Raw genomic sequence first — 22,830 nt, forward strand, 5'->3', positions numbered from 1 at the left:
GATGCCGATCAGGTCGCGGCCACGGTCGGACGTGAGCCGGCGTCGGTTCCGCGCGGCACGGTCGCGTCAGTCCAGTCGGGCCTTTCGATCACGCATGTCGGCACATCCGAACACGCGGTGACTGCGACCCCAGCCGTCTCGACGACTCCGGTGGAGGAACCGACACCGACGCCATCAGGGCCGCGGGCGGAAACCGGCTCGGCGCCGGATCGGGTCAGTCAGAATCAGGTTCCCTTGGCGATGATGGTCCAGCCGTCGGCGCCGCGGGCCGGTGGTGAGCAGGCAGGTTCGGGCGACCAGGTTCACGCTCGTGCCGCGATGGTTATGCACGCGACGGATGTCATGCCGACGAACGCGAGTTCGTCGGCGGACGCCCAGTCAGGAGATGGTGAGGCCGACACGACCGGGCATCGCGAGGCGAGCCCCCGGCCGGGGGCGGCGACGGGGGGCGTCATCGCGGGTTCCGAGCCCGCCCGTGATGCCGCCGCCGTGACCCGGGCTGTGCTGGTCAACGCGGCCATTGATCTGGCGCGGGGCGACGGTTCGCCGAACACCGCCTTGTCGAGCGGCGCGACGGAGGCGGCGTCCGCCGGGATGCTGCGTGCCGTGGGCGGGTTGACCCCGGCGCTCACTCCGGCCGCCGTGGAAGGCGCGAATGCCGACGGTCGCGTGGTCGCCGCCGATCCCTTCGCCTCGCCGGTCGTACGGGGACTTCAGACCATGGTGCATCATCGCGGCGGCGTGATGACCATGCGGCTTGATCCGCCGGAGCTCGGGGCCTTGCGCGTGCAGGTGTCGATCGTCGGCGGATCGGTCAGCGCGCGGTTCGACGCCCAGTCGCTCGCGGCCCAGCAGCTGCTCCACAGGCACATGCCGACCCTTCGCAGCGCACTGGAGAGCCAGGGGCTGAACGTCGAGCGTCTGACCGTCACCGGCCCGACCGCGCCAGGCATGAGCGAGGCGTCGCATCGGTCGGGCGGCGATCCCGCGCGATCCGATGACGGACGATCGCCGCGACACGACGCCTCGCAGGGCGAAAGCCGCGGACGGCGCGACCAGAGGCAGCCATCCGCCGACAATCATCAGCCATCGGCCAGGAACCAGTAAGCCAAGAGTCAATCGCCATGAGTCAACTGTCGTTCAATCCGTCGCTCGATTCGGTCGCCCGCACGCCCGGGGCCAGCCGGTTCCAGGATCTGACGTCCGAGGACTTCGTGAAGATCATCTTCACCGAGTTGTCCAACCAGGATCCCTTCGCGCCAAACGATTCCAGCGCGCTGCTGCAGCAGCTGAGCTCCATCCGTTCAATCGAGAGCGATCTGAAACTCACCCAGCGGCTGGAGACGCTGGTGGCGCAGAATCAGCTCAGTTCGGCGGGGGCCATGGTGGGCAAGTTCATCGGCGGACTGAACGAGGCGCTCCAGCGTGTGTCCGGCTTCGTACAGGGGGTGAGCCGCGAGGGGGACCGGATTCTGCTCGAGCTTGACAGCGGACACGCGGTGCCGATGGACCACGTGGAGATCATTCTCGACCCGGATCTCGTGGGCGAGGGCCGTTGACGAAGGAGTCGTCACGGAATGAAGGCCGCATCAACCAACCTGCTGCGTCGTCTCGATCCGCCCGTGCGGCCGTCGTCATCGGAACGCGCGGCGCGACCGGCGGCGACCGCGCCGAACGGGTTTGAGGATCTGCTCGTGCTGGCGTCGCGCGGCGAACTGCGCTCCGGGATGCCGGTGACCGCTCCGCCGTCCGGAGCCCCGCTGAACGAAGATGACCAGGAGCGCCTGGGCGAGGCGGCTGACACCGCGGCGGCGGCGGGGTTCGAGCAGGCGCTGATTGTTCTCGACGGCAGGCACCTCGTGATTGACGTGCCAACGCGGCGCGTGCTTGAGGAGGCCTCGCCCCGGCAGTCCACGCGCACGATTCGCGTGGATGGCGCGGTGATTGCGCCGAGCCGCGAGGAGCCACTGGCGCCCGTTCGCGGGCCCGCATGTCTGCCGCCCGATTCGATCCGTCAGCAGATCGAGTCGGCACACCATTCGCTCTGTGAAGAACCACAACCCGACGCGCCGTCCCGCGCCGCGTCGGATGGGAGCATCTGACTCATGGCATCCACCACCGCGCTCTTCACCGGTCTGTCGGGGCTGTCGGCCAATGCCCGCCGCCTCGACGTGATCGGCAACAACATCGCCAACGTCAACACCACCGCGTTCAAGGCGAACCGGATGATGTTCGCGCCGACCTTCAGTCGAACGTTCTCGATGGGCACCGCCCCGGCGGAAACCACGGGCGGCGCCAACCCGGGGCAGGTCGGGCTGGGGGCCAGCATCGCCGGCACGCAGCGCAACTTCAACAACGGGGCGATTTCCGCTACCGGCGTCGCCAGCGACGTGGCCATCGAGGGCGACGGCTTCTTCATCGTGCGCAACGGAACCGAACGGTTCTACACCCGCGCCGGGGCCTTTCAGCGCAACGCCGCCAACGACCTGGTCACGGTCAACGGGTCCAACGTCATGGGTTACGGCGTGGATGACCAGTTCCGCGTGGTCACCAGCGACCTGGTCAATCTCAACATTCCCATCGGCACGCTCACCGTGGCGGAGCCGACGCGGAACGTGGTGTTCAACGGCAATCTGAACGCCTCGGGCGCGACCGCCACCACCGGCTCGATCCACACCACCCGCGCCTTCTACACCGACGCCGGACTCACCACGCTGCTCAACACGGCCAACTTCGACCTCACCGTGCCCGGCAACGACCTGTACATCGATGACGGCGCCGGCGGATCGTTCCTCGCGCTCGAGGGCGGCGCCGGAACCGTCATCACGGTCCGCGGCGTGGAGAAGGGCGGCAAGGATCTGGGGACGCGGTCGTTCGCCTTCTCCGCCACCGCCGTAAGCGGCGTGGACGACTACGGCGCCACCCTGCAGGACTTCATGGACTTCCTCGACGGCGTCTTCGGCCTCAACAGCACCGGGGTGAACGGACAGGACCTGGGCGGCTCCATTTCCTTCTCCAACGGGCAGATCGTTGTCACCGGCAACGAGGGCACCGCGCAGGATCTGAACATCGAAACCGCCGACCTGGTCGCCACCAATGCCGGCAACGGCATCAGCCAGCCGTTCGTCATGTCGCGCACGGGCAGTGCGGACGGCGAATCGGTCCGCACCAGCTTCGTCGTGTACGACTCGCTCGGCACGCCGCTCACCGTGGACCTGACGCTGGTTCTGCAGCAGTCCACCCCCGGAGAGGGAACGACGTGGATGTTCCTGGCGGAGTCGACGGACAACAACGCCATCGACCGCGTGCTCGGCATCGGCCTGGTGACGTTCGACGCCAGCGGCCGTCTGGTTTCCACCAGCAACGACGCGTTCTCGCTGATCCGCACCAACGGCGCGGTCAGTCCGCTGACGGTGACGATGCAGTTCGACGACGGGGCCAACGCCATCAGCGCGCTGACTGATCAGAGCAGTCAGCTGGCGGCGGTCTTCCAGGACGGCTCGCCCATCGGCACGCTCAGCAACTTCTCCATCGGTGAGAACGGCGTCATCTCCGGCGCGTTCACCAACGGGCTGGTCCGCACCCTGGGTCAGATCGCCCTGGCGAAGTTCACGAATCCCGAGGGGCTGGTGGACGTGGGGAACAGTCTGTTCGCCATCGGACCCAACTCGGGGTCGCCGATCGTCGCCACGCCCCAGCAGTTCGGGACGGGGCGGCTGGTGTCGGGCGCGCTGGAGCTTTCCAATGTGGATCTGTCGCTTGAGTTCATCAACATGATTCTCACGTCGACGGGGTATTCCGCCGCCAGCCGGGTCATCACGACGACGGATGAACTGATGCAGCAGTTGCTGCGCCTGGGCGCGTGACGCGCGATGAGAGAAGCGTCCGTCGCCGTCACCGGGGCGCGCGACCGCTACGATCCACGCATGACTGGCCCGGCCGCCGACGCTTCGCATCGTGTGAATGACGGGTTGAACGCGCGCCTGCTGGCGGAGTCGCTGCGAGGGCTGGAGTCATCGCGTCCGGGATCGGAGCGCCCCGGGTGGCCGATCGGCGCGGTCGAACCGGCGTCGGATGATCCCGAGCGGGCCCTCATCAGTCGAGCGGTGGTTCATGCCGAGGCCCCGCGACTGGCCGCTTCGCTCCGGCGTTTCATCCGTAGGTCGGTGATGCTGGTTCTTCTGATGATGCTGATCCCGCTGGTCGCGGGCGGCGTGGCGGCCCGCGCGGCCGTCACGGGAACCACCGCCAACGTCTTCGGGCTTCTGGGGGGATTGCTCGGGGTGCAGACGGTCTTCCTGCTGCTGTGGGCGGCGGTCATGGCGTCCTCACGCCGCGCCGGGGGAGGCGTGGTCGGTCGAACCCTCATCGAGTTCGCCATGAGCGTGATGCGACGGGTGCTCCGATCGGATGTGGACGCCGCCTCGGCGCAGGCCCTCGGCTCGGTCCTGGCGTTTCCGCGCGTCGGTCGATGGATGATCTCCCTGCTGACGCACGCGGCGTGGGCCTGCTTCAACCTGGGAGCGATGGCGGCTCTGGCGTTCATGTTTCTCGGCGAGGGTTATCAATTCCGCTGGGATTCCACGTGGCTTTCAGCGGAGTCCTACGCGAGGGTCATCCATTGGGTGGGCGCGGGCCCGGACGCCCTGGGCTTTCCAACGCCCGATGCGTCGCAGATCGCCGCTTCGAGAACGGCTTCGGGCGGCCCGGCGGCGCAGGATGAGCCCACCCGCGCCGCGTGGTCGTGGCTGTTCTTCGGGTCGGTCGTGGTGTACGGCCTGGCGCCGCGGCTGTTGCTGGCGCTGTCGTCGGGAGTTCTGCTGCGACGATCGCTGCGGCGGTATCGGCTCGATCTGGATCACCCGTACTACATGTCGCTGCTGCGCGCCAGGCATGCGCCCGTCGCCGCCCCGGCGCCGCGGGGCGATGAAACCACGACGCCATCCGTCGCGGGCCGGATGAGTTCGTCCCGCAACGCACCGCCGGGTTGCGCCGTCGGCCTGTTGGGATACGAGATCACCTCGGACAACTGGCCTCCCCTTCGTGAGGGCCTCGACCTGGGCCGCATCGACGATCGGGCGCAGCTCACCGGCGCGCTGAACCGGGCGAAGGCCCAATCGGGTGAAGTGGGGCGAGTGCTGGTGTTCGTCGAGCTGCGCACGTCACCCGATCGCGGTGTGCGCGGCGTCCTGGAGCACGTCGCCACGTCGCTGCCTCGTTGGGAAATCTGGGTGGTGCTGAGCGGCGGCCGGGCGTTCAACAGTCGCGCCGGCGCCGAGGCGACGGAGCGCCGCGTCGCCGGCTGGCGCCGCATCGTGCGCGATGCGGGACTGGACGCGGATCGCGTGGTCGAACTCGACCTCGATCATCTCACCGACGTGACGCGTTCCCGGCTGCGGGCGATGGCGCGGGGTGAGTCGATCAACGAAGTCGCCGGACGTTGCCTCGAAGGCGCCTTCGGGCTGATTCAGGAAGCAGCCGAGCAGTGGACGCCGTGCGTGCCGTGGAAGGCGCAGGTCGAGTTGCTTCAGCGCCTCGACGCGCTGTACGGTCGTGGCGCGGGGAGAGCCGGTCCATCCGTCTGGCAGGCCTCCGTGGATCGCCTGTCGCGCGTGCGCTCGGTCGCCGAAGCGTCCGAGGCGTTGACCGGCGCCGCACGGCAGTTCGCCGAGCGGCTGCCGCCATCGCTTCGCCTGCGGCCAGCATGGATGGCGGCTGGCGCGGTGGCCGGCGCGGTGGGGTGTCTGGCCGCGGCGCTCACGCTGGCGCCGGCGGCGGTGGGGGCGTTGCCGCTCTGGTCCGGGCTTGGCGCGGCGGTGGCGGGCGCGATGTCCTCGCTCGGCAGGAGCGGCGGCGCCGAGGCGACAGCATGCGATGACCACGGGGCGTCCCGGGGGTCGGCGGTTCGCGCCGCGGCGCTGTACGCCATGACCCTGGAGTCGCAGGGGCGGCCGGAGTCACGGATCAGTCAGGTGCTGGAGCGTGCAATCCCGGCGGATGAACCCGAGCTGGAGGATGTCGATTCCATCCGCCGCTGGCTGGATGACGTGCGCCACCGCTTCGATCTGGCTCTGGTTTCGGAGGGCGTCGCGTGAGCGGGCGGCTTCTGCGCATTGCGGTGATCGGTCATGCCAACACCGGCAAGACGTCGCTGCTTCGCACGCTGCTGCGCGATGTCGGCTTCGGGGAAGTATCCGATGAGCCGGGGACGACGCGCGAGGTGGCGGCGGGCGTGCTCACCGTCGCCGGGCGTCCCGCCGTCGAACTGTTCGACACCCCGGGGCTGGAGGATTCCAGCACGTTGCTGGAAGTGCTGGAGCAGGGGCGGACCTCGCTCCGGGTCGACGGGCCGGCGATGATCGAAGCGTTTCTGTCGTCGCCGCGGGCCTCTGATGGTCTGGCTCAGGAGGCCAAGGCCATCCGTCAGGTGCTGGCGTGCGACGTGGCGCTGTACGTGATCGACGCGCGCGACCCGGTGCTGGGGCGGCATCGCGACGAGCTGCGCATCCTCACGTTCTGCGCCCGCCCGGTGGTGCCGGTGCTGAACTTCATCGCCTCGCCGGATGCCCGGACCGCGACGTGGCGATCGGAGCTGGCCCGCGTCAACATGCACGCCGCCGCCGAGTTCGACACCGTGGTGCTGGAAGCGGATGGAGAGGTCCGGCTTTTTGAGAAGATCCGCTCCCTCGCCGACGCCCATCGGGCCACGCTGGACGCGCTGATTGATGAGCGTCGCCAAGAGCGGCGGCGGCTGATCCACGCTTCCGCCCGGTTGATCGCGGACATGCTCGTGGACGCGGCGGCCTTCGCCATCGAGACGCCGCTCCATGATGCCGGCTCGACCGAGCAGGCCACCGATGACATGCGGAATGCGATCCGTCGGCGCGAGCAGCAGTGCGTCGATGATCTGCTGCGATTGCACCGATTCCGTCCCGATGACGCCGTCGCCTCGCCGTTGCCCGTGGACGGCGGAACGTGGGGGCAGGATCTCTTCTCGATCGAGGCCCTGGAGGAGTATGGCGTCCGCGGGGGGAAGGGCGCCGCCGCCGGAGCCATGGTCGGACTGGCTCTGGACGTGATGTTCGGCGGGATGAGTCTGGGCGCCGCCGCCGCGCTCGGTGCGAGCATCGGCGCGGCCATCAACGCCGGCCGCCTGCCTGGCCGACAACTGATGCGGCGTCTGCGCGGGCGGGCGGAGCTGCGCGCCAACGAGCAGACCCTGATGCTCATGGCCTCGCGTGAGACACACCTGGCCCGCGCCCTGCTGCATCGCGGTCACGCGGCCATCTCTCCCGCCCGGACCACCGACGGGCTCTCGCCCTCAGAGGACGCATCCCCCATCCTGCGTCCCTTCCGTCGGGCCGCTCGACACCATGCCTGGTCGCGCCTGAATGCCGGGAACCCCGCCTTGACCGCCCTGAGTGATCGCGGCCGCATCGACACGGTGGAAGAGGTCGCTTCGCTGCTCATTCGATGGATCGACGCTTCCATCGAACGTTGTTGACGCGATGAGAATGGCCCCGGATTCCGCGTCTGGACGCTCGACTTGGTGTATGGGCTGGACTTCATGCTCGCCCGCCGCCCGCGCGGCGCATCCCGGTATCATCTCCACCATGAGGATCAACCGCTTTGGCGTCGCGGGATGGTGTTGTCTTGTTCTGGCGGCGGCGTGCCTGGCGCGCGGGGCGAGAGCGGGCGATCAGCCCATCGTCACCAGCGACCTGCTGCGCCTCCGCGCCATCACATCGATCGACGTGGCCAACGACGGCTCGAAGGCGGTCTTCGCGCTGCGCTCCATCGCCCAGGTGGAGGAGGACGAAGGACCGACCATCGACCGCGACGGCAAACCCAGGCCGCCGAAATACGAGTATCGCTCGCACCTGTACGTGATCGATCTCACCATCGCCGACGCCTCGGCCGTGCAGCTGACGCACGGGCGTCGGAACGATCACTCGCCGCGCCTGGCGCCGGATGGCCGATCGGTGGCGTTCGTGCGAGCGGGAACCGAGGAGGGCAAGGGCGACAAGCCGCAGGTGTGGCTGATGCCGCTCGGGGGTTCGGGGGGCGAGGCGCGGGCCATTACGGATTTCAAGCACGGGGCGGCCAATCCCGTCTGGTCGCCGCTGGGCACGGGGCTGGTGGTCTCGTCCTCGCTGCCGATGGAGGAGATCGAGGGTGTGCCGCCCTATCCGATGGAGCGTCCGCGGCGAACCTGGAAGGACGCCGAGTCGAAGCCCGAGCGGCCCATCGAACCGCGCCCGGACGGCACGCGCGAGCAGATTCGCGCCTGGTTGGAGCAGAATGCGCAGCGTGACAACCCGACCGTCATCACCCGGCTGGACTTCCACGACGAGTTGAATCTCAAGCCGCCCATGCGCTTCGCGCATCTGTTCCTGGTGCCGGCGCAACCTGCCGAGCCGACAGGACAGTCCGCCGCCGTTCAGCTCACCCGGGGCTTCTTCGATCACATGGACGCCTGTTTTCTTCCCGCGGGGGAGAAGGTCGTCTACGCCGCGAAAAAGCCGACGGATCGTCACCCGGATCGGGTGCTGGACACCGCCCTGTGGATGGTCAACATCGACGGCACGGGCGACCGCACAGTCCTGTCGCGCCAGGGCTGGTCATTTGATTCGCCCCGTCCCAGCATGGACGGGTCGATCATCGCCTTCCGCGCCGAACAGACGGATGAGCCGAACTATCGGCAGACCCTGCTGGGTATGACGCCGACGGCCGGAGATGGTTCTGCCGACCCGATCTGGCTGACCGACACGCTGGATCGGTCAGTCGGCTCGTTCGAGTGGATGACCTCGCGTGGGGCGATTCTGTTCACCTGCGCGGACCGCGGCGCCTTCCCGTTGTACTCGATCAGCCCATCCGTGCTTCAGCCGACCCCGATCGTGGAAGGCGCCAGGGGCGTTCACGCCTTCGACGTGGGTGGCGGCGCGATCGTCTACGCCCTGACCACGCCCGCCGACCCCTGCGCGCTGGTGGTCAGCACCCCCCGTCACGGCGAGCGGATCGCCTTCCGCCCCAACGCCTGGGTCTACGACAAGGCGCTGTCGGTGATGCAGGAAGGGTGGATTGACCGGCCCGACGGCACGCGCGTGCAGTACTGGATCATGCCGCCCACGAATGTGAAGGATGGCGAGAAGTACCCGCTCGTGCTCAACATTCACGGCGGCCCCAGCGCCATGTGGGGCCCCGGCGAGATGACCATGTGGCACGAGTTCCAGTTGATGTGCTCGTGGGGCTACGGGGTGGTCTTCTGCAACCCGCGAGGCAGCGGGGGATACGGGTACGCCTTCCAGAAGGCCAATCACCAGAACTGGGGGACCGGCCCCGGCGGCGACGTGCTGGCCGCCGTCGATCGCGCGCTGAATCTGCCGTGGGTGGACGCGGATCGACTCGTCGTCACCGGCGGCAGTTACGCGGGATATCTCACCGCGTGGCTGATCGCGCACGATCAACGGTTCAAGGCGGCGGTGGCGCAGCGCGGCGTGTATGACCTGACCACCTTCTTCGGCGAGGGCAACGCCTGGCGGCTGGTGCCGTGGGCGATGGGGGGATACCCGTGGGAGTCCACCATCCGACCCATCCTGTCGCGCGAAAGCCCCTTCACCCACGTGCTGCGCATCCGTACACCGCTGCTCATCACGCACGCCAGCAACGACCTGCGAACCGGTGTGTCGCAGAGTGAGATGCTCTATCGCGCCCTGAAGGTGCTGGAACGGCCCGTGGAGTACGTCCGCTACCCCAACGCCGGGCATGACCTGTCACGCACCGGCGACCCGCTGCAGAGAATGGATCGGCTCAACCGCATCATCGAGTTCTTCGAGCGGCACGTTCAGAATCCCCGAGCAGCGCCGGTGGTTCCGTCCGGAAGGTGAGGCAGGTCACCACGGCGCAGCGCGGCGGCGCCCGGAACTGGCGCGAATGGACCATCCGCCCTCACCGTGGCCTTATCATCCATTCCCGCCTTTCCTGTCTCTGGCGACGCCCGCCGTCCTGGGAGCCACCATGTTCGACCTGTCCACGATCGCCACGATCCGATCCGGGGTTGAGACGCGTTCGATCTCCGCCGAGAACCCCACCGGCGAGCCGGGCAACGGCGCGCGGGCCCGCGTGGGCGATGACCCGCACACCACGCAGGCGGCGAGGGAGTTTCCCGGTCGAGGACTGGGCTGGAAGGTTCGTCCCTGCCTGCGCCTGCGCCCGGGTGATTCCGCCACGCTGTGCGACATTGAAGGCCCGGGTGTGGTGCGGCACATCTGGATCACGCTCGACTCCATGCGATCGCGGCTCTTCACCCTGCGCGTGTACTACGACGGGGTGGACTCGCCGTCGATCGAGTTGCCCGTGTGCGATTTCTTCGCCAACGGCGTCAACGGGCGGGCGCGGATCGCCTCGCTGCCCATCGCCGTCAACCCGACGGGGGGCATGAACTCGTACTGGCCCATGCCGTTTCACCGGCGGCTGCGGATCACCGTCAGCAACGACTGGCCCACGCCCCACCCGACGCCTCACCCCACGCTGGTCGGCGCGGCCGTGTCACCGGACAACCGCGCTACTTGGCCGGTGGAGGAGTTCTTCTACCAGATCACCTGGACCCGCGAGCCGGTGGCGGACAACGCCGGATACCTGCACGCGCAGTGGCGGCGCACGGTGACGGAACGCGAGAGGCCCGAGTTCACCATCCTCGATGCCGCCCGCGGGCCGGGGCAATTCGTGGGCACGTACCTCATCTGGCAGCAGCTCTCCAATGGCTGGTGGGGCGAGGGAGAGGTCAAGTTCTTTGTGGATGGCGACGGCGGACAGGCCACCCACCCCACCATCTGCGGCACGGGCACGGAGGATTACTTCGGCGGGGCGTGGGGATTCGCCGAGCCGGACGAGCGAGGCGTCCAGCGGCCGATCCCGTACACCACCGCGTTCCTCGGGTATCCGCAGGCGATCATCGACCGACAGACCATCCCCATCCACGGGCTGTACCGCTGGCATGTGCCGGACCCGATCCACTTCCGGTCATCGCTGCGCGTCACATGCCAGGCGCTGGGCTGGTGGCCCACGCGAACGTACCAGCCGCTGGCGGATGACATCATCGCCGTGGGTCTGTTCTACGCCCGCGAGGCGCAGCCCGTGCCGGCATCGCTGCCGGGTGTGTACGAGCGACTGCTTCGTTGAACGGCGTGCGATTGCGGTCCGGTGGTGTTTGACAGGAAGGTCAACCGGATTCCGTCCTGGCGGACTCCGCCGAGCGCCGATCAAGATCGTCGATTGGCGCGATCGGTCGCGCTGTTCACCGCGTGCGTTGATCGGGATTCACCAGCGGATCAATTCCCCGGGTTTCGATCCACCCGCCAGAGTGTGAAGCCGCCGGGCCAGTCGGGGGTGCGGGGCAGTTCGGTCGAGCGCCGCACGAGCGTGGCCCTGGCGCCGCGGCGGGAGGCGTACGAGGGCACGTCGAATCCCTCGCGCTGAGCGGTGCGCGGTCGATCGCCGGCGATCAGCCAGAACCTCTCGTGCCGGTGAAACGCGGCATGCAGCGACTCCGCGGTCTCGGGCGCGGACGAACCGAGAAACGCCTGCACATGGCTGCCGCCTGTGCTGGTGAAGACGAGCGGCAGCGGCTGGGCGTCAAGGGTTTCCTTCGCGTCGCGGATGAACGACTCATACGCGCGGCCTGCGCCCTTGACGGGCGCGCCCCATTCCAGGCCGCCGCCGAGGACCAGCAGCGCCATCGCCCCCGCCGCGGTGATCGAGGGAATGACGCGACGGATTCGATCGCTCGGTCCCGTGACCTGCATCCATCCCCACGCCGCCAGCAGCATGGCGGGTGGATACGCGGCGGCGATGTAGTCCGCCCGCTTGCCGGCGGAGAGCGAAAAGAGGACGACGATCAGGACCACCCAGGTCGCCGCGGCGTGAAGCCAGGCGCCGTGTTCTCCATGCGCGCGCCAAGCGCGGATGGCGGATCGTCCGCGATCATTCCCATGGCCGCCGTCTCCGCCGCCCCCCTTGGCGCGCCGCCACAGGAGAACGACCGCGAGAATCGTCAGAACGGACCACGGTGCGGCTCGCAGCAGAAAGTACGCAGGCATGTGGAGCGAGGTGGTGATCCACGCCAGCGGGCCCGCCTCCGGCGCCTCCCCCTGCGTGCCCATGACGCGCCCGTAGAGTTCATCCTCCCACAGCGTGCGCACCAGGTGATCGGGATGAGTGACGTACACCGCGACCACCCAGGCGGCAAAGGGCAGGAGCGACAGCGGCACGCCCCACCACCAGCGCAGGCAATGGACCGCGCCGAGCCGACCAGCGAGAGGGCGCGCGATGAGAAATGGAAAGAGCATGGCCGCCAGCGCGGGCGGCCCCTTGGTCAGCCACGCGAGGGCCACCGCGAGCCAGAAGAGAACTGCAAGAGTTCCGAGTTTCGGGTTCCGAGTTCCCGGCGCTTCACTCCCGGCTCCCAATGCATCATCCCAGACGCTCGGCGCCTGACGCCTGACGCCTTCTCTCTCACGGCTGACCGCCGATGGCTGATGGCATCCCACCAGGACTCGAGTCGCCGCCAGCCACGCGATCGTCAGCCACAGCGTCAGCAGCATGTCGGGTCGGGCGAGATAACCCAGTTTGTACATCGCGTAGGTGGCGACCAGCATGGTGGCGGCGAGGAAGCCGACGCCGCGCCCCAGCACGCGCTCGCCCAGACAGACGACCACCGCGGCGCAGGCGATGAGCGACAGCACGCTGGGCATTTTGTGCGCGAGCGTGGAGTCGAAGCCCATCACGCGCACGAACGGCGCCGCGACCCAGTTGTAGAGTGGCGGCTTGGTGGCTGGCAGCATGCCGCGCTCCAGCGGCAGCACCCAGCGTCCATGCACCAGCATGTCGGTGGTGTACGAGATGGTCTTGGGCTGCGTCTGGTGGTGAACGTCGCTGGGTCCGAGCACTCGGGCGACGAGCACGACCGCGAGCGCCGCGCCGAGCATGATCGCCCACCAGCGCACGCCGGTTGCGCCGCGGTCTGCATCGCTCGCCGCGACGATGCCGTTCACGCCGCCCCCAGCCCGCGCCAGGCGTCCGCCACGACCTTCACCGGCACGTCGTCGGCGATTGCGGGTCGTCCAATGGCTTGAAGCAGAATCAGCCGAACACGTCCGCCTGACACCTTCTTGTCGAAGCGCATGGCGTGGAGCAGCGGTTCGACCTTCGCGCCGCGGTGGAGCGTGCGCGGCAGCCCCGCGCGGTCGAGCAGGGTTCCCACGCGGGCGTGCACGTCGGGCGCCAGCCGATCGGTCGCCGCCGACACGGCGCAGGCGCCCATCAGACCGATGGCCACCGCCTCGCCATGCTTGAAGGGGCAGCGCGGCAGCGACTCGATGGCGTGAGCGAAGGTGTGCCCGAGGTTGAGAAACGCGCGTTCGCCGCTCTCACGCTCGTCGCGCTCGACGATCGCCGCCTTGATGTCCACGCTGGCGGTGATGAGCCGCTCCAGCGGCTCGCGCTTCAGCCGCAGGAGCGGCGCGAGATCGCGCTCGATCTGATCGAGGTGATGGGCGTCGGCGATGAGTGCGTGCTTGATGCATTCGGCCAGCCCGCAGCGGAGCTCGCGCGGCGGCAGCGTCCTCAATACGGCGGGATCGCACAGCACAAGGCGGGGCGGCCAGAAAGCGCCCACCAGGTTCTTCCCAAGCCCGCCCGGCGGCGGGAGATTGATGTTGACGCCCGTCTTGCCCCCGATGGAGGCGTCCACCATGGCCAGCAGCGAGGTGGGCGCGTGGATGAGCGGTACGCCGCGCAGGTACGTGGCCGCGGCGAATCCTGCCGCGTCGCCCACGATGCCGCCGCCCAGGGCGATGACCGGGCTGCCGCGCTCCATGCGATGGGTGAGCAGCGCGTCGTAGATCGCCCGCACCGTGCGAAGCGACTTGGAGCGCTCGGTCGCGGCCACGTCGATCATGGCGACGTGGCAGCCGGCCTTTCTGAGCGACTGCATGGCCTTGACGCCGTGTGTAGCCGCAACGTTGGCGTCGGCGACGATCAGGGCGCGCGGGTTGGACGCGACCTGGCGGACGCGCGGGCCGAGCGAGGCGAGTCCTCCCCATTCGACGACCACGTCGTACGCGCCCGAGGCGGAGTGGACGGTGCGGGTGGTCATGCGGGGTGCTCCCGTCCCGCGGGCGTGCCGCCTGGGCGACCGGGGATGAGGTGCGCCGGCGGGACGCCCGCGCCACGGACGCCCGCGCCACTGTGGCGGCGCAGGACCGCCAGGGCGTCCGCCGGGTCGGTCGGCAGGTCGAGCGGTTCGTCGATGTCATCCGACTCGACGATCGCCCGGCGACCCCGCTCACGGTCACGCCTCGCCGCGCGGCGTGCAAACGCCATCAGCAACACCACCACGACGCCGGCCAGTCCCACCGCGCCGGCCATCACGGGCAGCACCCAGCCGGACGTGCTCGCGGATGACGACATCAGTCGCTGGGGATGCGCGCCCACGAAGGCCGCGTACGCCCGGAGGTCACCCGCCTGTCCCGGGCCGTCGAGGATGGCCTCGAATCGCTTGAGGAACCGTGCCGTCAGCCGCACACGCTGTCCGGGTTGGAAGGGTCGCGCATCGGTGCCGGCTGGTCGATGCACGTACACCAGCGCTGGTTCGCCTGATTCCCCGCGGACGAACCACGCTTCGAACATCTCCCACGGGGCGCGAAGCCGCTCGGTCAGCTCGATGCGGCCTTCGAGCCGGCACAGGTCTCCGCGGTACGCGGCGGGATGTTCTCGCATGGCGATGAGATCCGGCGTCAGACGGATCGGCGCATCGCCCACCTCGCCTGTCCACGCCGCCACGTGGGCGGCCAGCGCCGCGAAGGCCGGCTCCTGGTGGTCGTACGCACCGTCGCGCGCGGTGTCGAGCAGGCCGCGCTCCTCCGCCGTGAGCGGGGGAATGCTCAGAACCAGCAGCAACACGGTCAGCAGGTGCATCGACACAGGATACGCCACGGCGCGTCGATCCGATCTCCGGTCCGGCGTCGCTCGAGAGAACCGCGACCGCGAGGAAGCGGTGATCCCACGTTCACTCCGTCCAGAGGTACGAATCGAGAAACTCGCGCAGATGACGCGCGGTGGGAAACTCGGCGCCGATGAGATCACTGCGCAGGCCGCGGCAGATGTGCTTCACGATGGCCGGTTGTCCGGCGTAGGTCTCGCGGCCGCCCAGGATGTCGTAGAGCATGCGCACCAGAAAGATGACGTCGTCGCGGTAGTGGGCCGCGGTGGTGCGCCCCCAGTTGTAGAAGTCCACGAGCTTCACATCCCAGAAGATGCCCTGTCGCTTGACCAGTACGTTGCCGTCGTGGATGTCGCCGTGATACTCGCGCGCCGCGTGGATCTCCTCCAGTCCGCGCGCGACGGCGTAGATCAGATGCAGCGCCTCGTACGGATGCAGCCGGCGGCGCGGCTGGCGGCGCACGTAGTCCACGAGCAGTTCACCTTCGACGAAGTCGCTGATGAGTGCGGTGACGTTGACGCCGCGGCATCGAATCACCTCGGAGTGGTGATACTGGATGACGATGGGGCTCTTGCGCACGCGCTCCATGCGTTGCGCGTAGACGGTGACGGCGCGGTCGGCCTCGTTGCGATGCGGGAAGAACAGTTTGGCGGCGCGGGTGATGCCGGTGCGCCGCTCGACCACCTTGTAGACCTCGCCTTCCTGGCCTGAGCCGAGTTTCTGCTCGACGAGATATTTGCCGCCGATCTGTCGGCCGGGCGGCAGATTGAACGACGTGACGCGCGTCGTTTTCGGACTGGCGAGAAGGGGAGCCATCAGCCGCATTGATAGCACGTCTGCGGCGCATCGGGTAGCGGCTCGGACGGGATTTGATGATCGTTTTCGTTGGATGCCCAACCCCCCGGTCCGGGCTTCGCGCGGGGCGAAAGAACGGTCATGTCATGCTGGGGATGGCCCGTGGATGGTTTCGGGATAACCCGGCCCCTGAGCCGGGCCGGACGATCGATGACCCCGAGGGCTCCCCCCTGTTCATCCGGAAGTTTCGGGCAACAATAGGGTTCGCCTTGGGCTGCTCCCGTCCGCCCAGTTCGCCGTCGTCGCCACCCATGCCCGATCTCACCTCAATCCTTCCCCTCCTGACCTTGGTCAGCAGCGCCATCGTTCCGGTGGAGCCGCCCGTCGCCGCGGCCGTGGCGGCGTCTGCCATGGCGTGGTACGTGCCGATCCTGATCTTCCTGGCCCGCATCTGCGACGTATCGATCGGGACGGTTCGCTCCATGCTGGTGGTGGCGGGGTACCAGATTGTTCCGGCCATCATGGGCTTCTTCGAGGTGCTGATCTGGGTGCTGGCGGTGGGGAGCGCCATCCGCTACCTGGACAACCCCTGGGCCCTGATGGGATACGCGGGGGGCTACGCCACCGGCGTCATCCTTGGCGTCAAGTGCGAAGAACGCCTGGCCCTGGGGTATCGCATCCTGCGGATCATCTCCATCGACAAGAACATCGAGCTGGCCACCGCGCTGCGGACGGCGGGGTATCGCGTCACCCGCGTCGAGGGCGAGGGACGCGACGGAAAGGTGGAAGTGGATTTCCTCGTGGTCAAGCGGCGGCAGGTAAGCGAGATCCGGGCGCTGGTGCGCCAGATCGCCCCACGGGCGTTCATCACCGTCGAGCGGGTGGACCATGCCTCGGGAGGCGGCTTCACGCGGGAAGCGTCGCTTGGGAAGCGAATGGTGGATCGGTTCTTCCCATTGCGGAAGTGAGGGAGCGGGAGTCGTCACGAACCGGTTTCTCAACGCGGGCACGCCTGTCCCGTCAGCCATCCGCCCTCCGCGTATGATCCGCCCCGACCGCTACTCATCAAGAAGGAGCGTCATGTGTCCGAGGTGACTGCCGCGTCGTCGCTGGAACGCCGCAAACAGCTGGCCATCGAAGCCGTGGCGGCGGCGTGTGCCGTTACCCGCACGGTGCAGCGTGAGTTGGCGTCCATCCAGGGTGTTTCCAAGGATGACAAGAGTCCGGTGACCGTGGCGGACTTCGCGGCCCAGGCGGTGGTGAACCACGTGCTGTCGCAATCCACGCAATCGGGCGGCCCGGGGCTGCTCATGGTCGGCGAGGAAAGCGCTGCGATTCTGCGCGACCCCTCGAACCGCGCCCTGCTCGACCAGGTGGTGCAGGCGGTCCGCCTGACGTGGCCGAACGCCGCCCCATCGGATGTTCTGCACGCGATTGATCTGGGGGGCCATGACGCCACCGCCTCGGCGTACTGGACGCTCGACCCGGTGGACGGCACCAAGGGATTCCTGCGCAACGGGCAGTACGCGCTCGCCCTGGCGTGGATCGAGGGGGGCGTGGTCAAGGTCGGCGTCATGGGTTGCCCCAATCTCTCGCTGGACTTCAGGCGGGACTTCAACGATCCTGATCCCCACGGAGTCATCTTCGCCGCGGTGAAAGGCGGCGGCGCGACCATGATGTCGGCCAGTCAACCAGAGGGCGGCGCGGCGGCAATTCGCGCTTCGGGCGCCAAAGGGGCTTCCGGGAATCAAGGCCCCATCCGCGTGTGCGAGTCGGTCGAGTCGGGCCACACCAGGCATGACGACACCGCCCGCATCGTGGAGCGGCTGGGAGGGGCGGGTACTCCGGCGCGGCTGGACAGTCAGGCCAAGTACGGCGTGGTGGCGCGGGGCCAGGCCGATGCCTACCTGCGGCTTCCCACCAAGCCCGGTTACGTGGAGAAGATCTGGGACCACGCTGCGGGATCGCTGGTGGCGACCGAGGCGGGCGCTGTCGTGACCGACATCGACGGCAAGCCGCTGGACTTCTCGCGCGGCGCAGGGCTGAGCGCCAACCGGGGCGTGGTCTGCGCGGGGCCCGGGTTCCATGGTCGGATCATCGAGGCGATTGCGGCCCTGGGGCTGCATCCGCAGCGGTGAAACCGCCCGGGACATCGTGCTGGTCGTGGCGGCTCGTCTATCGTTGACCATGTCCACTCCAGGCGAGCATGGGGAGACCCGGTTCTCACCGCGTGAGGCGGCGGAAGCGGTCGCCCTGCGGCTGCGACAGGCGGGCTACCAGGCCCTCTTCGCGGGCGGGTGCGTGCGGGACGAACTGCTCGGACTCACCCCCAAGGACTACGACGTCGCCACCAACGCCACCCCGCCGGAGATTCAGCGGCTCTTTCCCCGCGCCCATGGCGTGGGAGCGGCCTTCGGCGTCGTGCTGGTGCGGATCGGGGGGCAGTCCGTCGAAGTCACCACCTTCCGGGCCGATGGCGCCTATTCCGACAGCCGACGACCGGACCAGGTGTCCTACGCCGACGCGCCGCAGGACGCCCGGCGACGTGATTTCACCATCAACGGGTTGTACGAAGACCCGGAGACAGGGGAGATCATCGACTACGTGGAAGGCCTGGCCGACCTGGAGGCCGGTGTCATCCGGGCGATAGGCGATCCAGCGGCCCGCCTGCGCGAGGATCATCTGCGGGCGCTGCGAGCGGTGCGATTCGCCGCCCGGTTCCGGTTCCGGCTCGACCCGAGGACGGCGGAAGCGATCCGGAGGGCGGCGAGCGACCTGAGGGGTGTGAGCCGCGAGCGGATCGGACAGGAAGTGACATGGATGATGGCGTTACCCGCACGGGCTGAGGCGGCGACGCTGGTCCAGTCACTGGAACTGGACGCGGCGGTGCTGGAGGAGCCCCACTGGGAGGGGCCGCTTCCACGGCTGGCGGGACTCCGAGGGACGGCGGGCACGGATGAGTCGGTGCCATTGCCGACCGCCTTGGCCGCCTGGTGGCTGGATCGCCGGTCGGGTGGCGCCGCAATCGCGTCCGATGCGGAGGGATGGCGCAAGGCCCTGATGCTCTCGAACGATGACTGGCACGGGATGCAGGACGCCCTGCGAGGCGTGGAGGCGATTGGGGCGTCGTGGATGGCGCTCCCCGTCGCGGCCCGCAAACGACTGGCGTCCAGCCCGGCCTACGCGTTGGGATTGCCCATTGTGAAGGCGACCGAGCCGCAGCGGGCGGCCTCGGTGGAGCAGGACGTGGCGGAACTGGCTCGGACCGGACTGGCGCCACCTCCCTTGGTGACCGGTGACGACCTGATTGCGGCGGGCTTCCAGCCCGGTCCCGCCTTCCGGCACGTCCTGTGGAATGTGTACGACGCCCAGTTGGAAGGACGGGTCATCGACCGGCCTGGCGGCCTGGCGATGGCGAGGCAGCTTCTTGAGCAGTACGACAGCCAGCGGGAAGGGAAGAGGCGTGCCCGTCCGGAGAAACGGTCTCATCCCGGCTGAGGGCGGTCGCAGGCCGGAAATGGGGGGGCGAAAGGGGGAAAACCGGAACTTTGCAGGATTCCGTGCGTCGATTATGCTGTACAAACGCCGCCGGGCCTGATCGAGACCCGGCCTGTCCGTGGCTGAATCGGTCCTTCTTGAAGCACCGCAGGGGAAGCATGGCAGCCCCGAAGGTGTCGGAGATACTGAGCGATGAATCGAATCCTCTCAAGCGGTCGGTGGTCGGCGGTGGTCGGGCTTGGCGTGCTGTGCGGCGTGCTCGGGGCGACCGAAACGCAGGCGCGACTGGCGTGGGTGCAGCAGGACGTGACCGAGGACGTGCTGTACCTGACCGACGGTCGCGTCCTTCGCGGGAAGATCCTCAGCGAGTCACGCACAGATGTGCGCTTCGAGATTCACGACCGTCGCACCGGCCTCAAGAGCGCGATGACGATCTTCCGCGACCAGATCCGCGAGATCAAGCGCGGCGTTCCGGTCGAAGGGGCGGAATCCAAGCCCGCTGACGCCGGCGCCCCTGCCGCCGGGTCGCCCGCCGCGCCGGAGCAGACGTTCGATCCGAGCATTCCGAGCATCTACGTGGTGCCCTTCAAGGGCGAGATGGCGACGGACATCTTCATCGATGTCTACCGCCCGATCATCGAGGACATCAAGAAGCACAACCCCACGTGCATCGTGTTCCGGCTCGATTCCGATTCGAGCGAGCACAAGCTCAACCCCAACCCACGGGCCATCGAGGACTACCTGAACTTCGAGGAGTACCGGCGGCTGGTTCACATGTTCAAGGACAGTTTCCGCGACACGCGGCAGGTGATGTGGATCGCCAAGTCCAAGGGCGTCAGTTCGATCATGGCGCTGGCGTGGAACGAGATCTACATGGAGCCGAACGGGGTTCTCGACGGTCTGAACATCGTTCACCAGGTGACGGCGGCCTGGCAGGATCCTGACGTGCGCGCCAAGATGCAGGCCGCCTGGGCCGGCATCGCCAAGGGCTTCGTCGAGCACGGGCGGCACGATCTGAACCTGGCCCACGCCATGATGTTCCCCAACGCCAAGCTGAGCGCGGACTTCAAGGGACGCAACGTGGTGTGGAAGCTGGATGACACCGGCGAGGTGGTGGTGGACAGCCGCGAGGACTGGACGCCCACGTTCCTGGCCGAGGACGCCCGCAACCTGCGCATCAGCCAGGAGACGGTGGAGCCCACGGGCAAGGACAACCTGGCCGACCTGGCGTTCATCCTGGGCTACCGGGAGTACCGCAAGTGCGAGGGAATCGGCGAGTCGTCGATCGAAACCTACATCACCAAGTGGCGTGATCGTTTCGCCCAGACCGAGAAGCTCATGCTCGACATCCAGGACTACCGCCGCTGGGCCACCGGTGACGACGAGGTGAAGTACCTGGGTTCCGAGCTGTCGGCGCTGGAGAAGATCATCGCCGCGATGAACCAGTACAAGGCCATCGAGCGCGAGTGGGAGCGTCGCGGCGTGAGCAAGCTGGACCTGGAGCTTCGCATCCGCCAGATTCGCGAGCGCATCAAGGAGATCAACAACCAGAACCGCGATCGCGGTCGGGGCACCGGCGGCGGCGGCGGGGGTGGTCGCGGGCCGGGGCTGCCCGGCGGAGGCGGGTGATCCGTCTCTGAGGCGACGAGGGTGAAGCATTGATCGAGGGTCACGAGCAACGAGCATTCCGAACTGCTGATCAGGAGTTGACGTTCATGAAGGGCTTGAGAAACGGCATCATCGCGATGGGTCTGGCGCTGGGCATGGCGCTGCAGGGCTACGCCGCCGATCGCGTCACCATGAAGGACGGCCGCGTCTTCGTGGGCGACATCATCGAGACCACCGAGAACTACGTGCGCGTCAAGGTCACCACCGGCGCGCTCGTGAAGGAACTGGTCTTCTGGATGAACGAGGTCGCCACCATCGAGCGCGACGTGAAGGTCGAATCAAAGGATTCCGGCCAGCCGGCGGGCCCGACGCCAGTGGGCGTGACCAACGTGGAGACCGTTCGCGGCACGCGCGGCTCGACCATCGACACCTCGAAGCACGGGGTGATCGTCCTGCCGCTCTCCGGCATGGTGGGCGTCGAGTTCCGTCACCAGGAGATCGAAGCCGTCGGCAAGGAGGCGGATCGCATCAAGGAGCAGACAGGCGTCTCCCCCATCATCGTGCTGGACATCGAGTCCGGCGGCGGCCTGGTGCTTGAGATGGAGAAGATCCACACCACGATGGTCGAGATTCGCAAGCGTCACCGCGTGGTGGCGTGGATCCGAGAGGCCATTTCCGCCGCCTGCGCCACCGCGCTGCACTGCCATGAAATCTACTTCCGCACCGAGGGGAACGCCGGGGCCATGACCATGTTCGCCGGCACCCGGGCCGTGCAGGGCGAGGATCTGCAGCGATGGCTGCGGACCGCGGGCGACTGGGCGGAGTACGGCGGGCGCTCTCGCTACATCGCCGAGGCCATGATCCACGAGCCCAAGCTCCTCTCCTACGACAAGGATCCCGTCACCGGCGAAGTCACCTGGTACAACGATCTCACCGGGCAGTACGTCCTGTCCCGCGCCGGTGAGAACCTGTCGTTCACCGTCTCCACGGCCCTGCACAGCGGGTTCGCCGACGGCAAGGCCGACACCGAGGCGGAACTGGCCGCGCTGCTCGACCTGCCCGCGTGGCACGAGGTGAGCGACTTTGGCAAGCGCATCCACAAGGAGTGGAACGCCACCGTCGAACGCGCCCGCGTGGAGATTCCCCGGCTGTTCGGCGAATACCAGATCATCCAGGGTTCCGCCGCCGCCAGCAACGCACAGAAGATTCGTCAGGCCATCACGCTGGTCGAGGAGCTGATCAAGTGGTGGGGTCGCTGCCCCAACGTGTGCGAGTACGAGATCGGTCTCCCGCCCAAGGATGTCCTGGAGCGTCAGTTGCGTGAACTCAAGAAGCAGCTGGCCGACCTGCTGGCTCAGGAGCGGCGCGGGCGCTGACCTTCGCTCGCCTCGTCCTGCTCCATCCATCGCGCCCGCGAGTCGCTCTGGCCGAGCGTTCGCGGGCGCGATGTTCATTCGGCCCGATACGCGATGGCGAATCCGTACGACGCGGAGCGCCGTGGCGGCCGGCCTACCTGGGATTCCGGCTCTTGCCGTTGATACTGGCGTTGTATCCCGCTTCCTCGATCACGCGCCGCAGCGCCTCGCCGGTGCAGCTGGCGTCATGCGAGACGATCGCCCGCCCCCGGTAGAGACTGACTTCGACGTGGTGGACGCCCCGCACCCGCTCCAGCGCCTCGGTGAGCCGTTCGCGGCAGCGGTTGTCGCGCATGCCGCCGATCAGAATGCTGGTCTGAGTATCACGGGACATTGGCGTCGAACCAGGTACGGGAACCCCGCGGAACACTCCGCCAGGGCGAATCGATGCGGACCTTGTGGGGATGGATGAGTCGCGAAGCGGCATGTGGCGACAACGGGGGCGGGCAGCGAGATCCCCATGCCGTGAATCTTGGCTCATCGTCTGGCTGGCACCATGCGGAAACTTACCCG

The 22,830-nt window shown here is 68.1% G+C and carries 18 protein-coding genes; 13 read left to right on the forward strand and 5 right to left on the reverse strand.

Going from position 1 to position 22,830, the window contains the following annotated elements; all coding sequences use genetic code 11:
- Window positions 1-342 precede the first annotated feature (342 nt).
- The 8 genes from HRU76_10835 (at window position 343) to HRU76_10870 (ending at window position 11,181) form a co-directional block, all read left to right on the forward strand.
- On the forward strand, window positions 343-1,107 hold the full coding sequence (locus HRU76_10835) for a flagellar hook-length control protein FliK (GenBank protein QOJ18051.1): 765 nt from the start codon (window positions 343-345) through the stop codon (window positions 1,105-1,107).
- A 17-nt stretch (window positions 1,108-1,124) separates the two neighbouring features.
- Window positions 1,125-1,559, forward strand: coding sequence for a hypothetical protein (locus tag HRU76_10840; GenBank protein ID QOJ18052.1), 435 nt, complete (start codon window positions 1,125-1,127; stop codon window positions 1,557-1,559).
- Between the two features lie 18 nt (window positions 1,560-1,577).
- The gene (locus tag HRU76_10845; GenBank protein QOJ18053.1) at window positions 1,578-2,102 is read left to right on the forward strand and encodes a hypothetical protein; all 525 of its coding nucleotides are present in this window, start codon (window positions 1,578-1,580) and stop codon (window positions 2,100-2,102) included.
- 3 nt (window positions 2,103-2,105) lie between these two features.
- Window positions 2,106-3,866 carry a flagellar hook-basal body complex protein gene (locus tag HRU76_10850; GenBank protein QOJ18054.1) on the forward strand — a complete coding sequence of 587 codons (1,761 nt, stop codon included), beginning with the start codon at window positions 2,106-2,108 and terminating at the stop codon, window positions 3,864-3,866.
- Window positions 3,867-3,926: 60 nt separating this feature from the next.
- Window positions 3,927-6,095 (forward strand): DUF2868 domain-containing protein, encoded by a 2,169-nt coding sequence (locus HRU76_10855; GenBank protein ID QOJ18055.1) that lies wholly within the window; start codon window positions 3,927-3,929, stop codon window positions 6,093-6,095.
- The gene (locus HRU76_10860; protein ID QOJ18056.1) at window positions 6,092-7,504 is read left to right on the forward strand and encodes a GTPase/DUF3482 domain-containing protein; all 1,413 of its coding nucleotides are present in this window, start codon (window positions 6,092-6,094) and stop codon (window positions 7,502-7,504) included. Before HRU76_10855 ends, HRU76_10860 begins: the two co-directional genes overlap by 4 nt.
- Before the next feature lie 109 nt (window positions 7,505-7,613).
- Window positions 7,614-9,887, forward strand: coding sequence for a S9 family peptidase (locus HRU76_10865; protein ID QOJ18057.1), 2,274 nt, complete (start codon window positions 7,614-7,616; stop codon window positions 9,885-9,887).
- Between the two features lie 130 nt (window positions 9,888-10,017).
- On the forward strand, window positions 10,018-11,181 hold the full coding sequence (locus HRU76_10870; GenBank protein ID QOJ18058.1) for a DUF2961 domain-containing protein: 1,164 nt from the start codon (window positions 10,018-10,020) through the stop codon (window positions 11,179-11,181).
- A 149-nt stretch (window positions 11,182-11,330) separates the two neighbouring features.
- Here HRU76_10870 and HRU76_10875 read toward each other — a convergent pair whose 3' ends face one another.
- From HRU76_10875 to HRU76_10890, 4 genes are all read right to left on the reverse strand, one after another.
- On the reverse strand, window positions 11,331-13,052 hold the full coding sequence (locus HRU76_10875; GenBank protein ID QOJ18059.1) for a glycosyltransferase family 39 protein: 1,722 nt from the start codon (window positions 13,050-13,052) through the stop codon (window positions 11,331-11,333).
- The gene (gene aroB, locus HRU76_10880) at window positions 13,049-14,155 is read right to left on the reverse strand and encodes a 3-dehydroquinate synthase (protein ID QOJ18060.1); all 1,107 of its coding nucleotides are present in this window, start codon (window positions 14,153-14,155) and stop codon (window positions 13,049-13,051) included. Before aroB ends, HRU76_10875 begins: the two co-directional genes overlap by 4 nt.
- Window positions 14,152-14,994, reverse strand: a complete 843-nt coding sequence (locus tag HRU76_10885) for a hypothetical protein (protein QOJ18061.1) — start codon at window positions 14,992-14,994, stop codon at window positions 14,152-14,154. The genes aroB and HRU76_10885 overlap by 4 nt, the downstream gene beginning before the upstream one ends.
- 73 nt (window positions 14,995-15,067) lie before the next feature.
- Window positions 15,068-15,817, reverse strand: a complete 750-nt coding sequence (locus tag HRU76_10890) for a protein kinase (protein ID QOJ18062.1) — start codon at window positions 15,815-15,817, stop codon at window positions 15,068-15,070.
- A 290-nt stretch (window positions 15,818-16,107) separates the two neighbouring features.
- Between HRU76_10890 and HRU76_10895 the strand changes: the two genes are divergently transcribed.
- From HRU76_10895 to HRU76_10915, 5 genes are all read left to right on the forward strand, one after another.
- Window positions 16,108-16,764, forward strand: coding sequence for a DUF2179 domain-containing protein (locus tag HRU76_10895; GenBank protein QOJ18063.1), 657 nt, complete (start codon window positions 16,108-16,110; stop codon window positions 16,762-16,764).
- A gap of 123 nt (window positions 16,765-16,887) precedes the next feature.
- The gene (locus tag HRU76_10900) at window positions 16,888-17,934 is read left to right on the forward strand and encodes a 3'(2'),5'-bisphosphate nucleotidase (protein QOJ19172.1); all 1,047 of its coding nucleotides are present in this window, start codon (window positions 16,888-16,890) and stop codon (window positions 17,932-17,934) included.
- A 49-nt stretch (window positions 17,935-17,983) separates the two neighbouring features.
- A complete protein-coding gene (locus HRU76_10905; protein QOJ18064.1) occupies window positions 17,984-19,294 on the forward strand; it encodes a CCA tRNA nucleotidyltransferase in 1,311 nt (436 codons plus the stop codon).
- 192 nt (window positions 19,295-19,486) lie between these two features.
- A complete protein-coding gene (locus tag HRU76_10910) occupies window positions 19,487-20,923 on the forward strand; it encodes a hypothetical protein (protein ID QOJ18065.1) in 1,437 nt (478 codons plus the stop codon).
- An 86-nt stretch (window positions 20,924-21,009) separates the two neighbouring features.
- Window positions 21,010-22,278, forward strand: a complete 1,269-nt coding sequence (locus tag HRU76_10915; GenBank protein ID QOJ18066.1) for a hypothetical protein — start codon at window positions 21,010-21,012, stop codon at window positions 22,276-22,278.
- 133 nt (window positions 22,279-22,411) lie between these two features.
- On the opposite strand, the gene HRU76_10920 is transcribed toward HRU76_10915, so the two are convergent.
- Window positions 22,412-22,651, reverse strand: a complete 240-nt coding sequence (locus HRU76_10920; protein ID QOJ18067.1) for a heavy-metal-associated domain-containing protein — start codon at window positions 22,649-22,651, stop codon at window positions 22,412-22,414.
- Window positions 22,652-22,830: the final 179 nt, after the last annotated feature.

The sequence above is a fragment of the Phycisphaeraceae bacterium genome, from assembly GCA_015709595.1.
Classification (GTDB): domain Bacteria; phylum Planctomycetota; class Phycisphaerae; order Phycisphaerales; family SM1A02; genus CAADGA01.

Coding starts and splice junctions, on each gene's coding strand:
- HRU76_10905 (QOJ18064.1), top strand. CDS start 17,984: ATGTCCACTCCAGGCGAGCATGGGGAGACCCGGTTCTCACCGCGTGAG.
- HRU76_10895 (QOJ18063.1), top strand. CDS start 16,108: ATGCCCGATCTCACCTCAATCCTTCCCCTCCTGACCTTGGTCAGCAGC.
- HRU76_10865 (QOJ18057.1), top strand. CDS start 7,614: ATGAGGATCAACCGCTTTGGCGTCGCGGGATGGTGTTGTCTTGTTCTG.
- HRU76_10855 (QOJ18055.1), top strand. CDS start 3,927: ATGACTGGCCCGGCCGCCGACGCTTCGCATCGTGTGAATGACGGGTTG.
- aroB (QOJ18060.1), bottom strand. CDS start 14,155: ATGACCACCCGCACCGTCCACTCCGCCTCGGGCGCGTACGACGTGGTC.
- HRU76_10890 (QOJ18062.1), bottom strand. CDS start 15,817: ATGGCTCCCCTTCTCGCCAGTCCGAAAACGACGCGCGTCACGTCGTTC.
- HRU76_10835 (QOJ18051.1), top strand. CDS start 343: ATGCCGACGAACGCGAGTTCGTCGGCGGACGCCCAGTCAGGAGATGGT.
- HRU76_10845 (QOJ18053.1), top strand. CDS start 1,578: ATGAAGGCCGCATCAACCAACCTGCTGCGTCGTCTCGATCCGCCCGTG.
- HRU76_10920 (QOJ18067.1), bottom strand. CDS start 22,651: ATGTCCCGTGATACTCAGACCAGCATTCTGATCGGCGGCATGCGCGAC.
- HRU76_10840 (QOJ18052.1), top strand. CDS start 1,125: ATGAGTCAACTGTCGTTCAATCCGTCGCTCGATTCGGTCGCCCGCACG.
- HRU76_10870 (QOJ18058.1), top strand. CDS start 10,018: ATGTTCGACCTGTCCACGATCGCCACGATCCGATCCGGGGTTGAGACG.
- HRU76_10915 (QOJ18066.1), top strand. CDS start 21,010: ATGAAGGGCTTGAGAAACGGCATCATCGCGATGGGTCTGGCGCTGGGC.
- HRU76_10910 (QOJ18065.1), top strand. CDS start 19,487: ATGAATCGAATCCTCTCAAGCGGTCGGTGGTCGGCGGTGGTCGGGCTT.
- HRU76_10850 (QOJ18054.1), top strand. CDS start 2,106: ATGGCATCCACCACCGCGCTCTTCACCGGTCTGTCGGGGCTGTCGGCC.